This is a genomic window from Allobosea sp. GW821-FHT03A12 (genome assembly GCF_058986765.1).
This window is the reverse complement of sequence record NZ_JBYSVZ010000005.1, coordinates 645,341-658,127: the sequence shown is the minus strand read 5'-3', so window position 1 is coordinate 658,127 and position 12,787 is coordinate 645,341. Positions and strand designations below refer to the sequence as shown.

The 12,787-nt window shown below is 67.9% G+C and carries 13 protein-coding genes and 1 pseudogene; 8 read left to right on the top strand and 6 right to left on the bottom strand.

Annotated features, from left to right (window positions below; all coding sequences use genetic code 11):
* Positions 1–13: 13 nt before the first annotated feature.
* Positions 14–139: pseudogene (locus tag AC3WLC_RS21785) on the top strand (DUF2842 domain-containing protein); the annotation flags it as partial.
* Positions 140–283: 144 nt separating this feature from the next.
* Here AC3WLC_RS21785 and AC3WLC_RS21780 read toward each other — a convergent pair.
* Complete coding sequence (locus AC3WLC_RS21780) at positions 284–1,336, bottom strand: polysaccharide deacetylase family protein (RefSeq protein WP_493685996.1); 1,053 nt, start codon at positions 1,334–1,336, stop codon at positions 284–286.
* 116 nt (positions 1,337–1,452) lie between these two features.
* Here AC3WLC_RS21780 and AC3WLC_RS21775 point away from each other — a divergent pair, with 116 nt between their 5' ends.
* Positions 1,453–2,691 (top strand): GNAT family N-acetyltransferase, encoded by a 1,239-nt coding sequence (locus AC3WLC_RS21775; protein WP_493685995.1) that lies wholly within the window; start codon positions 1,453–1,455, stop codon positions 2,689–2,691.
* A gap of 203 nt (positions 2,692–2,894) precedes the next feature.
* Here the strand turns inward: AC3WLC_RS21775 and AC3WLC_RS21770 are convergent, their stop codons facing one another.
* The 3 genes from AC3WLC_RS21770 to AC3WLC_RS21760 all read right to left on the bottom strand — a co-directional run bounded on the left by AC3WLC_RS21770 (position 2,895) and on the right by AC3WLC_RS21760 (position 6,717).
* The gene (locus tag AC3WLC_RS21770; protein ID WP_493685994.1) at positions 2,895–3,968 is read right to left on the bottom strand and encodes a YncE family protein; all 1,074 of its coding nucleotides are present in this window, start codon (positions 3,966–3,968) and stop codon (positions 2,895–2,897) included.
* A 77-nt stretch (positions 3,969–4,045) separates the two neighbouring features.
* Complete coding sequence (locus tag AC3WLC_RS21765) at positions 4,046–4,270, bottom strand: hypothetical protein (RefSeq protein ID WP_493685993.1); 225 nt, start codon at positions 4,268–4,270, stop codon at positions 4,046–4,048.
* A gap of 269 nt (positions 4,271–4,539) precedes the next feature.
* On the bottom strand, positions 4,540–6,717 hold the full coding sequence (locus AC3WLC_RS21760) for a GumC family protein (protein WP_493685992.1): 2,178 nt from the start codon (positions 6,715–6,717) through the stop codon (positions 4,540–4,542).
* A gap of 186 nt (positions 6,718–6,903) precedes the next feature.
* Between AC3WLC_RS21760 and AC3WLC_RS21755 the strand changes: the two genes are divergently transcribed.
* From AC3WLC_RS21755 to AC3WLC_RS21730, 6 genes are all read left to right on the top strand, one after another.
* A complete protein-coding gene (locus AC3WLC_RS21755) occupies positions 6,904–7,461 on the top strand; it encodes a polysaccharide biosynthesis/export family protein (RefSeq protein ID WP_346359571.1) in 558 nt (185 codons plus the stop codon).
* A 26-nt stretch (positions 7,462–7,487) separates the two neighbouring features.
* Positions 7,488–8,651 (top strand): glycosyltransferase, encoded by a 1,164-nt coding sequence (locus AC3WLC_RS21750; RefSeq protein WP_493685991.1) that lies wholly within the window; start codon positions 7,488–7,490, stop codon positions 8,649–8,651.
* Between the two features lie 127 nt (positions 8,652–8,778).
* Entirely contained in the window at positions 8,779–9,303 is a 525-nt protein-coding gene (locus tag AC3WLC_RS21745; RefSeq protein ID WP_493685990.1) for an RNA polymerase sigma factor, read from the top strand.
* A 37-nt stretch (positions 9,304–9,340) separates the two neighbouring features.
* Positions 9,341–10,045, top strand: a complete 705-nt coding sequence (locus AC3WLC_RS21740; protein WP_493685989.1) for an anti-sigma factor family protein — start codon at positions 9,341–9,343, stop codon at positions 10,043–10,045.
* Between the two features lie 93 nt (positions 10,046–10,138).
* Positions 10,139–11,509, top strand: a complete 1,371-nt coding sequence (locus AC3WLC_RS21735; protein ID WP_493685988.1) for a sulfite oxidase — start codon at positions 10,139–10,141, stop codon at positions 11,507–11,509.
* A 5-nt stretch (positions 11,510–11,514) separates the two neighbouring features.
* Positions 11,515–11,874 carry a hypothetical protein gene (locus AC3WLC_RS21730; RefSeq protein WP_493685987.1) on the top strand — a complete coding sequence of 120 codons (360 nt, stop codon included), beginning with the start codon at positions 11,515–11,517 and terminating at the stop codon, positions 11,872–11,874.
* A 15-nt stretch (positions 11,875–11,889) separates the two neighbouring features.
* Here the strand turns inward: AC3WLC_RS21730 and mdtI are convergent, their stop codons facing one another.
* Positions 11,890–12,228, bottom strand: a complete 339-nt coding sequence (gene mdtI, locus AC3WLC_RS21725; RefSeq protein ID WP_092158625.1) for a multidrug/spermidine efflux SMR transporter subunit MdtI — start codon at positions 12,226–12,228, stop codon at positions 11,890–11,892.
* Positions 12,225–12,593 (bottom strand): DMT family transporter, encoded by a 369-nt coding sequence (locus AC3WLC_RS21720; protein WP_346359578.1) that lies wholly within the window; start codon positions 12,591–12,593, stop codon positions 12,225–12,227. The genes mdtI and AC3WLC_RS21720 overlap by 4 nt, the downstream gene beginning before the upstream one ends.
* Positions 12,594–12,787 lie beyond the last annotated feature (194 nt).

Genomic DNA, 12,787 nt, shown 5'->3' with positions numbered 1-12,787 from the left:
AGCACTTGTCACCACAGTGCTGGCGAACGGCCGGATCAGCGAAGCCTCGAAGCCAGTGCAGGCGGCCGTCTATATCATTCCCGCGCTGATCTGGGTGCTACCGCTGATCAAATGGATGGAGCGGAAGGACGGGTCGTAAACTTAAGCTCGACGTTCATTGGCTGTCGCGGCGCGAAAGAAAATGCCTAGTGAAGAAAAATAGCACGCAGGCGGCAAAGACCACCATCGGCAGCGCTACTCCAAGTATCAAGAGCCCCACAACATCCATCTACTCTCCTCTCACTCAATCTAAGTTGAGACGCTGTCCCCGTTTCCACAGCAGGAACGGCAGCCCCGACAGAAGCGCCTTCAACGCGGCCTCGCTCTGGTGCAATCCGTTGAGCGAAACGCGCGGCAACGCATGCAGGTGGTCGGCGTGCTCGGCGAAGAGATGGCCCGGCCTTGTCGTCACGGCGCTGGCGAAGCCCGCCTCCTTCGCCAGGGCGAATTCACGCGGCCCGGCGGAGGTGGGATCGCCGACCGGGTAGGCGAAGTGGCGGACGTGCATGCCGAGCGCCTTCTCCAGCCAGGCCTTGCTCTCGACGATCTCGCGGCGCGCCTCCGCTTCGGGATGCTTGGCCAACATCGGATGGCTCAGCGTATGCGCGCCGAGGGTAACGCCGGGCGCGCCGGCGAGCGAACGCAGCGTCTCCACCGGCAGGCATTCGCGCTCGACCAGTGCGACAGGATCGATGCCAGCCTGCGTCGCCAGTTCGGAAATCGCCGAGAGCAGAATCGCTTCCGGGCCTTTGCGCAGACGCCAGTAGAGCTGGTCGAAGGCCTTCTGCTTCTCGGCATCGGTCCCCGCCGGGACGTCGAAGCGACCACCCGGCAGATCGAGCGAGAGGCGGGGCAGCGCCCGGATCGCCTCCTCCAGCTCCAGCCACCAGAGCCGCGCCGTGCGCTCGGCGAAGCCGCGCACGACATAGAGCGTCCAGGGCGCCTCGTGCTTCGCCAGTACCGGCCAGGCATGGTCGAGATTGTCGCGATAGCCGTCGTCGAAGGTGAGCGCGACGAAGAAGCGGCCGGGTTTCGGATCGACCAGCCGAACCAGCGCCTCGTCGAGCGAGACAATGTCGTAGCCCTCGGCCCGGATCAGGGCCAGCACCCGGTCGAGGAAGCCGGGCGTGATCTCCAGCAGCCCGTTCGGACGGAAGCCGCCCGATGTCGTGGGGCGGACATGGTGCAGCGTCAGGATCGCGCCCTTGCCCTGGGCGAACCCCCTGCCCCAGCGGTCGGCGCCGGTTGCCGCGATGGCCGTGAAGACGGCCGAAAAAGCCTTGTGGCGCAGGCTCATGCCCGGCGTCTCCGAGAGATCGATTCAACCCTTCGCTAACGCTGTTCGGCGAAGCTGTCTTGCAACGTGTGCGACAGTGGCAGGTCCGTTCACAATGCGGGGTTAAGGAAGACGGCATGTCCGTCGTCGCCGACCGCGCGTCCAGCCCGTCCGCCGCCCCTGCCCTGCGGCGGGAGCCGGACGCGCGTCCGTGGTCCAGAGTCCAGGCCGGCAGCGAACTCGCCGCGCTCGAAACCGATTGGCGCGGGCTCGAAGCCGATGCGCTGGTGACGCCCTATCAGGCTTATGACTGGGTCCAGCCCTTCGCCACCACGATCGGCCGGGCCGAGGGCATGGAGTTCCGCTTCGTCCGGGTCGAGGACAGCCAGGGCGGCCTGCTCGCGCTGTTCCCGCTGGTCGTCACCCGGCGCCTCGGCACACGCTTCGCCGAGTTCATCGGCGGCAAGCACGCCAATTATCACATGGCGCTCTACCGGCCCGGCTTTGCCGAAGCGCTGGATGCGACGGCTACCCAGCAGCTGCTGCAGGAGATCGGCGCCGCGATCGGCAGCATCGACGCACTGTTCCTGATCAACCAGCCGACCGCCTGGCAGGGCATTGCCAATCCGCCGGCCATGCTCGCCGCCGGGCAGAGCCCAAGCCAAGCCTACAAGCTCGCCCTCACGCCGGGCGATGGCGAGGGCACGCTTCGGCGCTCGATGAGCAAGCATGCTCGCAAGAAGATGACGACGAAGCGCAACCGCTTCGCCGAATTCGGCCCGTCCGAATTGGTCCGGGCCCGCAGCGAGGCCGAGATCGAGCGCGTGCTCGACGCGTTCCTGGCGCAGAAGGCCGCCCGCTTCGCCCAGATGGGCGTGCCGGACCCGTTCGCTGCCCCGGCAATCCGCAGCTTCCTGCGCGAAGGCGCGATCGAACGGCCCGGCCGGCCGCCGGCGATCGAGCTCTATTCGCTCGACCTCTCAGGCCGTTCGGTCGCGACCTATGTCGGCGCCGTGCAGGGCAAGCGCTTCTCCGGCATGGCGACCTCCTTCGACCTTCTCTCCGAAACGGCGCGGACAAGCCCGGGCGAGATCCTGCTGGTCGAGCTGATCAAGCACAAATGCCAGGCCGGCCTCACCATGTTCGATCTCGGCGTCGGCGAAGCCCGCTACAAGACGACGATCTGCGACGACAGCGACGAGCTCGTCGATACCTTCTTCCCGCTGACGGCCAAGGGGCGAGCCTATGCCCATTACAGTCAGGCCAAGCGCGCACTGAAGCGGCGGATCAAGGCCTCGCCGCTGGCGTTGAAGGCGGCTCAGCGTGTCCTCGGCCTGCTGAAGCGGCGGCGCCCGCAAAGCGAAGCCGAGGATTAGCGGGCTGGAGAAAGTCCCGGTCGATCTTGCCGCTGCCCTATGCCATGCCGGAATTGGACAAACCGCAGCCTCCTCAGCTTTCTTCCCGCATCGGTAGTCCGATGCGGGAGCGATTTCGTTCTACGCCGACCGCATTCTCCTACTGGCCAGAACGAGGGCATTGATCGATCTGGCGTCGGATGAGCTCAGGTGTGAAGGACCTGCTATTTCTTGCCATAGGCGAGCACAGCGAACGTATCGGGAAAGAAAGTGTTGGCGTAGTAGGGCGATACGCTGGTCGTAATCTTCTTGCTATAGTCGGCGCTGCCTTCGGCGGTTACCGAATAGATCGTCTTCGTCTTCGGGTCGAGCGCGAGCGAGCGCACGCCCGCTTGCGTGCCCAGCGCTTCGACCTGCGCGTAGTGGTCGGCGTCCTTCTGCTCAAAGATGTTCATCACCGCATTGACGCCGTTGGTGAGGAAAATGCGCTTCAGTTCGGCATCATAGGCGACGCCGTCATTGCCGCCGCCAACCTCGGCGGAAAAGACGATCGCTCCGGTTTCGACATTCATCACGGCGAAGGAAGGCTTCGTAGAGGCATTGCCGCGACATCCAAGCATCAGCCGCTTGCCAACGGTATCAAGCGCGACGCTGTTGGTCTGGCCGCAGCCCGGCGTCGGCCAAGATGCGGTGACGGCAAGCGCTTTGGTGTCAAGGCGATAGACCATCTCGGTATCGCGCGCGGCGAGATAGAAATTCCCGGCGCCGTCCGCTTCGGCATGCTCGGGTTTCTTGGTGGGAACCTTGATGACGCCGACTTTCTTCAGCGAGGGCGCTTCGAGCACGACGAGCTCTGTTCCGTCCGCACCCGCGGCCATGTTCACGATGATGCGCTTGCTGGCGGGGTCATAGTGGCTGGTGTCGAGCTCCTCGCCGAGCTTGATCGGTTCGCCCGCCTCGAGCGTCGACAGCTTGAACGGCGTGATCGTTCCATTCTCGTTGTTGGAAATCCCAAGATCGAATTCCGGGACGAGGGTCGCACCGTTCGACGAGGCGTTTTCGGTGCCTGCGATTGTCTTGGTGATGGTCTTGGTCGCGAGATCGAAGACCTGCAGTCCTTCCTTGCGGTGGCCGATGAAGAGGTGGCTATGGGCGCCGTCGAGCGCGAGATAGTCCCAAGCCGAGCCCTTGCCGGGGATCTTCATCGTCTCCTGAAGACGCCAGCCGTCAAACGCCAGGGCGGGCGCCACCAAGAGGCAGAATGCAGAGAGGGCACAAGCGGATTTCAAATGGGACATCACGTTTCCTCCATGTCGATGAGTGGTAGGCCAGCGATGAATTGCCGAGCGACGAGCCCTGTCGCCGGCAGGGGCTCCTAGGTGCTGCAGGCGAAGCCGCGCTTTCCGGTCAGCGCAATGCGCGACCAGTCGAGCAAGCAGGCACAGCCAAGGCTTTCCAGGATCGGCAGGGCTGGCGGATAGATGTCGAACGAGACGTGCCGTCTCGCATTCTCCACCATGTGGGGCAGCTCGTATTGCCGCGCCACGCCCTCGACCACGAGGCGCGGAGCCGCAATCTTGGCGTCGAACGCGGCCAGCATGCGCCCCTCCCCTGTTCTGTTTCCCTGCGCGCTTATGGGCGCTTGAGAAACAGGCTAGCCCGCCAAGCTGACGCGAAGCTGACTGGGTTGCCTTGGGGCGTCGACATGATGGAAGAAACCGACCCGCTTGCGCGTGTCGATCATCGAGGACAGTGCCGGTCTCGCCGGGGCCACGGGGCAGCTGACAAGATTGGCCATGTTGTCGACAGGAACGGGCCGGCGCTGCCGCCGTGCCCCGGCATCGGGGCCGCTCACGGCATGGCGGACGCTCAGGCCGGCACCGGCTCCTTGTCCGGCATGGCGATCTCGACCGTCTCCGACGCCTCGACCATGACGAGCGCGATCGGGGCTCCGGTCAGGTCGGTGAGGCGATAGGCAGCCTCGACCGCATGGCCGTTGCCGACATGGCCGGCCATGACCAGCGCGCCTTGCGCTCGGCCGAGCAGCGGCGCGAGCGCCTCGGTATCGTCGGTCGAAGCGGCAGCAACCAGCACCCAGTCATAGGTCTCGCAGAGCGCGTCGAGCGCCACGTCGACGATGTCGGATGCCGCGAGCACCGCCGCGCGCCCGGCCCGGCCCGGCGCGATCTCGTGAAGCCGCGAATCCGGCTCGCGCGTGATGATGTCGGAGAACATCGCCTCGCCGGCGAGCAGTTCGGAGAAGCCGGCCTGGCCGCGGTCGTCGCTGGCGAGGTCGATCAGGATGCAGCGGCTGCGCTCGGAGAGGAGCTGCGCCAGCGCCCGCGGCGCGGCTTCGCCGGGCTCGGCCCCGTCCAACACTACGACGAGCGGCGCATGACCTTCGCTCGGCTTGTTGACGCAGGCCGACAGATCGGCCGCGCCCGCCTCGGGGTCGGCGAGGTCGAGGTGGAGCTGGCCGACGCGCCCGCCATGGGTCAGGAGGCCGGCGATGCGCTCGCGGCGCGGCGGCGGCGCCTTGGTTTCGCCCTCCTCCCGGTCCTCCTCCTCGTCCTTCGGTGTACCAAAGCCCGGCTCACCGCGATTCGGCCCCTTGCGGCGGGGCGCGTCTTGCTCGGAGGTCGACGCGCCGCCGTTCAGGAGCTCGCGCGAGACCACCGCGGCCAGCGCGACCAGGAAGGTCGCCAGCGTCGCGACGACCATGGTCGGCAGCTTCTTCGGGAAGGACGGCGTGGTCGGCTCGATGGCGCGCGAGATGATGCGGGCATCGGCCGGGGTCGCGTTCTGCGCGTCGCGGGCGAGCGCCTCGCGATAACGCAGCATGTACTGTTCGAGCTGCTCGCGCTGGGTGCGCGCCTCGCGCTCGAGCGCACGCAGCTGGACCTCGTCGTCATTAGCGCCGGAGGCCGTCTTCTTCTGGCCGTCGAGCGCGGCAGTGACGCTCTCGACGCGCTGGCCGGCGATCTTGGCTTCGTTCTCCAGCGTGCGCACGGCGCGCTCGGCGGCGGCGCGGATCTGGCCTTCGAGGTCGGCGAGCTGGGCGTTCAGCTCCTTGATGCGCGGATGCTCCGACAGGAGGTTGCGCGATTCCAGCGCGATCTGGGCGCGGAGGTTGACCCGCTGCTCGATCAGCCGGCGGACGAGCTCGTTGTTGGCGACGTCCGGGATATCGAAGGTGCGGCCGCTCTTGATGGCGTCGCGGATGATCGAGGCCTTGGCCTGCGATTCGGCCTGCTGGTTGCGCGCAGTGGAGAGCTGCGTCGACAGGTCGGCGAGCTGCTGGGCGGTGATTGTGGTGTTGTTGGCGCCGACGAGCAGGCCGTGGCGGGAGCGGAAATTCTCGACCTTGGCCTCCGACTCCGCCAGCTTCTTGCGCAGCGGATCGATCATGGTCGAGAGCCAGGACGAAGCGCTGCGGGCGGTGTCCTGCTTGGCCGCCTCCTCCATTTCGAGATAGACGGCGGCGATCTCGTTGGCGGCCCGGGCAGCGAGCGCCGGATCGCGCGAGGTGAACTCGACCGCGACGATGCGCGAGCGACCGACCGGGAAGACCAGGAGCCGGTCGTAATAGGCCTCCAGCACCCGTTCCTCCGGCGAGCGGTCGGCCGGATGGGCGCCGATCCCGACCAGGACGCCGATCTTCCTCAGTGCGCCGAGCGCGCCGGCGCCGGAATCGAATTCGGGATTGCCGACCAGCCCGATGCGCTTGATCGCCTCGCGCGCCAGGTCGCGCGACAGGACGACCTGGACCTGGCTCTGCACCGCTTCCGGATCGAATTGCTGGCCAGCAACCTCCGACTGGCCCGGCCGCGTGAAATAGCTGTCGCGGCTCTGCAGCAGCAACTGCGCCTGGCCGGTATAGCGCGGCGGAATGACGTTGACCGCGACGAAGGACAGCCCGAGAGCGGCCAGCGTCGGCCCGATGATCCAGAGCTTCCTCGCCTTGATCGCGGCCCAGAGGGCCGGCAGGTCGAGCAGGTCGGAGCGGCTCTCGCCGGCGGCCGCAACGGAGTCGTAGCGAGCGGTCATGAGGCTTCCATTCACGCAGAACTCTCGTGCCCCTTGGAGAGCACGCAGCCTCATCTGAGCGCATTAAGGTTAGTGCCGGGTTAAGGCGCCACAACGCCCGGATGTATCCCGCAACCGCGCGCTCAGCTTTTATTAACCATGTCGGCCTAACCCTACGGGCAGATTCTGAAGGGTTCGCCGGTGATGATGAGTAGACATCCCGTCTGTCTGGCGCTTGCCGCTGCGCTCGCAGTGGCCGGCTGCGCGCCGCGCATCGAAGCGCCCGAATTCGCTGTGGAGCGGACCGCCCCCTACCAGCTCGCCAGCGGCGACAAGCTGCGCGTCATCGTCTTCGGCCAGGACAATCTCTCGAACATCTATGCCGTCGACGGCTCCGGCCGCATCTCGATGCCGCTGATCGGCGCTGTCGAGGCACAGGGGCGCTCGACGCAGCAGCTGGAGCGCGCGATCGAGGCGCGCCTGCGCGCCGGCTATCTGCGCGAGCCCAAGGTCTCGGTCGAGGTCGATGCCTACCGGCCGTTCTTCGTGCTCGGCGAGGTCACCAATTCCGGCCAGTTCCCCTTCGTCAATGGCATGACGGTGCAGACGGCGGTGGCGATCGCCGGCGGCTTCACGCCGCGCGGCCAGCGCAATTATGCCGAGGTCACCCGCCTGATGGACGGCCAGCTCGTCACCGGCACGGTGCCGATCACCTATCCGGTCCGGCCCGGCGACACGATCGTGATCAAGGAACGCTGGTTCTGAGCGGCACCTCCCGGGATATCGCCACCATGCCCGCCGAGGCCGGCTCCGCGCCCCTCAAGATCCTGCACGTCTTCCGCGCGCCGCTCGGCGGGCTGTTCCGGCATGTGCTCGACCTCGCCCGCGGCCAGATCGAACGCGGCCATGACGTCGGCATCTTCTGCGACTCGACCACGGGCGGGCCACGCGCCGACCAGGTCTTCGCCGAGCTCGGGCCGCAGCTTTCGCTCGGCGTCACCCGCGTGCCGATGTCGCGCTATCCGAGCCTCACCGACATGCGCGCGCAAGCTTCGGCGGTCTCGACCCGCAAGCGCATCGCGCCGCAGATCGTGCATGCGCACGGCTCCAAGGGCGGCGTCTATGCCCGCCTGCCGGCCCTGGTCTCGCCCGGCCGGCGCTACGTCACCGCCTACACCCCGCATGGCGGCAGCTTCAACTACAAGCCCGGCAGTGCCGAGCACCGCCTCTACATGACGATCGAGCGCCTGCTCGAACCGGCGACGGACATGTTCCTGTTCGAGAGCGCCTTCATCGCCGGGCGCTTCGAGGCCCATATCGGGCACAAGCCGCGCACTGATCACCGCATCGTCCTGAACGGCATCTCGGAGGCCGAGTTCGAGCCGATCGACCATGCCCATGCCGAATTCGACCTCGTCTACCTCGGCGAATTGCGCTCGGCCAAGGGCGTCGACACGCTGATCGAGGCGCTCGCGCTGATGAGAGGTCGCGACGGGCTGACGCCGCGCGTGCTGATCGTCGGCTCCGGCCCGGACGAGGCCTTGCTGCGGCAGATGACGGTCGACCAGGGCGTCGCAAGCCAATGCGTGTTCGAGCCGCCGGGACCGATCCGCGCCGCGCTCGCCAAGGCGCATGTCATGGTGATCCCGTCGCGGGCTGAATCGCTGCCCTATGTGATCCTGGAAGCGGCGGCGGCGGCCCAGCCGCTGATCGCGACCGATGTCGGCGGCATCAAGGAGATCTACGGCCCCCGGCATGCCGGCCGGCTCATCGCCGCCAATGAGCCGACCATCCTGGCGGGCGCCATCCGCAAGGCCCTGGCCACGCCGGCAACCGAGCGGCTGGCTGAGGCGGCCGATCTTGCTTCGCATGTCAGGGCCAATTTCTGCCTGAACGCGATGATCGACGGCGTCCTCGACTCCTACCGAGTCGCGCTCGCCAAGCGCGCCGGCTGACCGGCCGGACGACCTCGACCAGCCACGGTTCCGCTTTCGCGAATCCTCGCCTATGCTCGCCTGTGTCGCGGCGGCCCGGCGTTGGCCTCGTCCGCTCGCGGCATGAACCGGTTCGGATGGCGCGAGCATGTGGCGCGACGAACGCAAGGCGAGCGCGCGCCGCGCGCGGCTCGAACGCGAATGGGCGCGGCTTTTCCGCTATGCCTGCGCGCTGACGCGCGATCGGGAGCGAGCGGCCGATGCTGCTCAGGAAGCCGCCCTGCGGGTTCTCACGGCCAGAAGCGAGCCGGCGGACGATCCCGCCTATCGCCGCTGGCTCTACAGCATCCTGCGCAACCTGCTGATCGACCAGAACCGGCGGCAGCAGCGCGAGCAGGGCACGCCGGCGCCCGAGCCGGCCGATTGGCGTTTCGACGAGCGCGCGCTCAGCGCGATCACGGTGCGACAGGCGCTGGAGCAGCTGCCGGTCGCGATGAAGGAGGTGGTGGTCTTGGTCGATCTCGACGGCTTCAGCTATGCGGAGGCGGCGGCGCTGATCGGCGTGCCGGCCGGCACCGTCATGAGCCGCCTGTCGCGCGCCCGGGCCATGCTGCTCTCGATCATAGGGGGAGCCAATATCCGCGTGCTCCCGGCCCGCCATGCCGCGGGCTGATCAATCCTCTGGGTCGGACTGGGAGAGGCTCAACGCCTTGGCCGATGGCGAGCTGGCGCCGGCCGAGCAGCGCGCCATGGCCGAGCGGCTGGCGGCTTCGCCGGAGGCGGCGGAGAGGTTGCGCGGCATCGTCAGGCTGAAGCAGGAGCTGCAGGCGCTGCCAGCGGGCGATACGCCGCCCCTGCCCTCGTTCCCGGCACCGTCGCGCCCAGGCTGGCGACGGGTCGCGGCGATCGCCGCCGTGCTCCTCGTCACTGCAGCCGTCGCGCTGGCACCGATGCTGCTGCGGCAGGATGCCTCCGAAAGCTTCCTCGCTGCGTCCCTGGCGGCGCATGAGCAGTTTGCGACGACATCCCCTCAGCCTGTGGTGACGATCGCGCCGGCCGCAGCGGGCCCCGTCTCCAGCGAGCTTGCCCGGCTCGGATTGCAGCCGGTCTGGCAGGCCACCTCGGCGACCGGGCAGGTCCGGATCGGCTTCGTCGGCCTGCGTGGTTGCCGGCTCAGCCTGCATGTCAGCCCGCACACGGAACCGGCGCCTTCTGACCAGTCGACCGGGACGCTGGCAGGCTGGAGCGCCGGCGGGCACGGCTACCTCCTGATCGCGACCGGGATGCCGCCAGCGCGCTTCGAGATGATCGCCGGTTTCCTCAGGGCCCTGACGAGCGAGCCGGCGGACAGGGTCGCGCCGATACGCACCGCCCTGCTGAACGGCTGGCCCAGCGCCCAGCCCTGCCTCGCCTGACATCTTTTTTGCGACCGGATGGAATGATCCGGCCGGCTCGCGCGTCTTGTTCCTGAACGCCGGCGCAATGGCGCCGCCGCGAGGGAGGACATGATGGGCAAGCAGGAACGGTCCCTGGACGAACTCTATGGCGACGATCCCGAGCGCGGCGATGCGCTGGCATTCGGCCGCCGCACCGGCTCCTCCCGCCGTGGCTTCCTCGGCGGCGCCGGGCTCGCGGCGATGGGCGCCGCCGTCGGTGGCGCGATCCCGTTCTCCGACCAGATGCCGGCCGGGATGATCCCCGCCGCGCTTGCGCAAAGTACGCCGCCAGCCTCCCCCGCTCCGTCCGCGGCTCCGGCAGCCGCTGCGCCGAAGGGCCCGCAACTGCTCGACTTCCCCGGCAAGGCCAAGGGCCTGATCCTGCTCGGCGACCGGCCGCTCGTCGCCGAGACGCCGGAGCACATGCTCGACGACGACACCACGCCGTTCGAGAAGTTCTTCGTCCGCAACAACGGCCAGACGCCGGAGCCCTTCACCGAGGGCGACGCCTGGGAACTGACCATCGACGGCGAAGTCAACACGCCGCTGAAGATCAAGCTCGGCGAACTCAAGCAGAAGTTCACGCACAAGACCTTCCGCACGGTGCTGGAATGCGGCGGCAATGGCCGCTCCTTCTTCCAGCCGCAGGCCCGCGGCAACCAGTGGACCAATGGCGGCGCCGGCTGTGCCGAATGGACCGGCGTGCCGCTCGCCGACGTGCTGCAGAGCGCCGGCCTGAAATCGACCGCCGTCCACACCGGCAATTTCGGCGCCGACCAGCACCTCTCAGGCGATGCGACGAAGGATGCGATCTCGCGCGGCGTGCCGATCGCGGCGGCGCTGGAGCCGCATGCGCTCCTGGTCTGGGCGATGAACGGCCAGCCGCTGCCGGCGATCCATGGCGGGCCGCTCAGAGTGATCATCCCCGGCTTCCCGGCCTCGGTCTCGCATAAATGGCTGAAGCGGATCGCGATCCGCGACAAGGTGCATGACGGCCAGGGCATGGGCGGCACCTCCTACTCCGTCGCGATCAAGCCGATGATCCCCGGCGGCAAGACCGACGACGCCAACATGCGCACCATGACCGACATGCCGGTGCGCGGCATCATCACCAACCCGGCCAACGGCACGCGCCTGGCTGCCGGCACGCGCAAGCTTGCTCTGCGCGGCGCCGCCTGGGACGGGCATGAGGGCGTCTCGCGCGTCGATGTCTCGATCGATTTCGGCGCGACCTGGCAACCGGCCAAGGCGGCCGAGCCGAAGAACCGCTATGACTGGCGGCGCTGGACGGCCGAGGTCGAACTGCCCTCCGACGGCTATTACGAGCTCTGGGTCCGCGCCACCGACAGCAAGGGCCGGGCGCAGCCGCATGTCGCCGGCGGCTGGAACCCGCAGGGCTATGGCGCCAATCCGATGCACCGGGTCGCGGTGCTGGTCGGGTGAACGCCATGATCGCACGCATCCGCCGCGCCGGGCTCATGCTCGGCGCGGGCCTGCTGCTCGCCATGCCGGCGGCGCTGGCGCAGGCCCCTGCCCCGTCCGAGGAGACGCCGGAGATGTTCCCGGCCGGGCCGAACCGCGACGAGGCCTTCTATGCCTGCGTCGCCTGCCACAACTTCAAGCTGGTCGCAGCCCAGGGATTGAGCCGCGAGAAATGGAGCGAGACGCTCGACTGGATGGTCAGCAAGCACAACATGCCGGCCCTCCCTTCGGAAGAGCGCGGCAAGGTGCTGGACTATCTCGCCGAGGTCTTTCCGGCCAAGGCGCCGGCCCAGCAGGGCGGGTGGAAGAACCCGTTCCTGAACTGAGACGACGCGTTCGGGTCAGAACAGCTTGAGCGCGACCACGCCGGCGACGACCAGCGCGATGCCGAGCCAGCCGGCCGGGCGGATGCGCTGTCCGAAGGCGAGCGCGCCGACCACGGCGGTCAGCACGAGGCCGACGCCGCCCCAGACGGCATAGGCGACCGAGAGGTCCATGCCGCGGATCGCCTGCGCCAGGGCGGCGAAGGCGCCGACGACGCAGAGCACGCCGAGGGCGCCGACGAGCCGGCGCTTGAGCCCGTCGGAGATCTTGAGCAGGCTGGTGCCGATCACCTCGAGGGCGACGGCCAGCGCCAGCCAGGCGAGCGCAAAGGTCTGCGCAGAGGCAGCGAAGGTCACACCAGCCTCCGCTCATCCTCCTCGAGGGCCATATCGTCGGCGTCGTGACCGACACCGCGTTCCAGCAGCACGATGCCGCCGATGATCAGGGCCAGCGCCAGGATGCGCGGGACCGTCAGATGCTCGGCGAAGAAGGCATGGCCGATCAGGGCGATGCCGACGATGCCGAGGCCTTCCCAGACCGCGTAGGCGACGGCCATGGGAATGACCCGCAAGGCAACGCTGAGCAGGGCGAAGGACAATCCGATCAGCACGAGCGGCAGAACCGCGACGAGGACCGGGCCCGCGACGAAGGCCTTGAGAGCCGACGTCGCAAGCAGCTCCACGGCAATGGCCGCGAGCAGGATCAACCAATGAAAAGACATAAGTCACACAGGGGCGCTGGCCCAGGGCGCAGGCGGCGCGGGTGCGGCGTCTGCGGGGTGCGCATCGTTGGCGTTCAAAAGACGATGTTCGAGATGAAGGGAGCGCTCAGGCTTTCGCCAAAGGCCAGCACACGCCCAAGCCCAAATCATCGGAAATACCCGTGGGCAAGGTCAATGAAATATGTGCTTCTCAG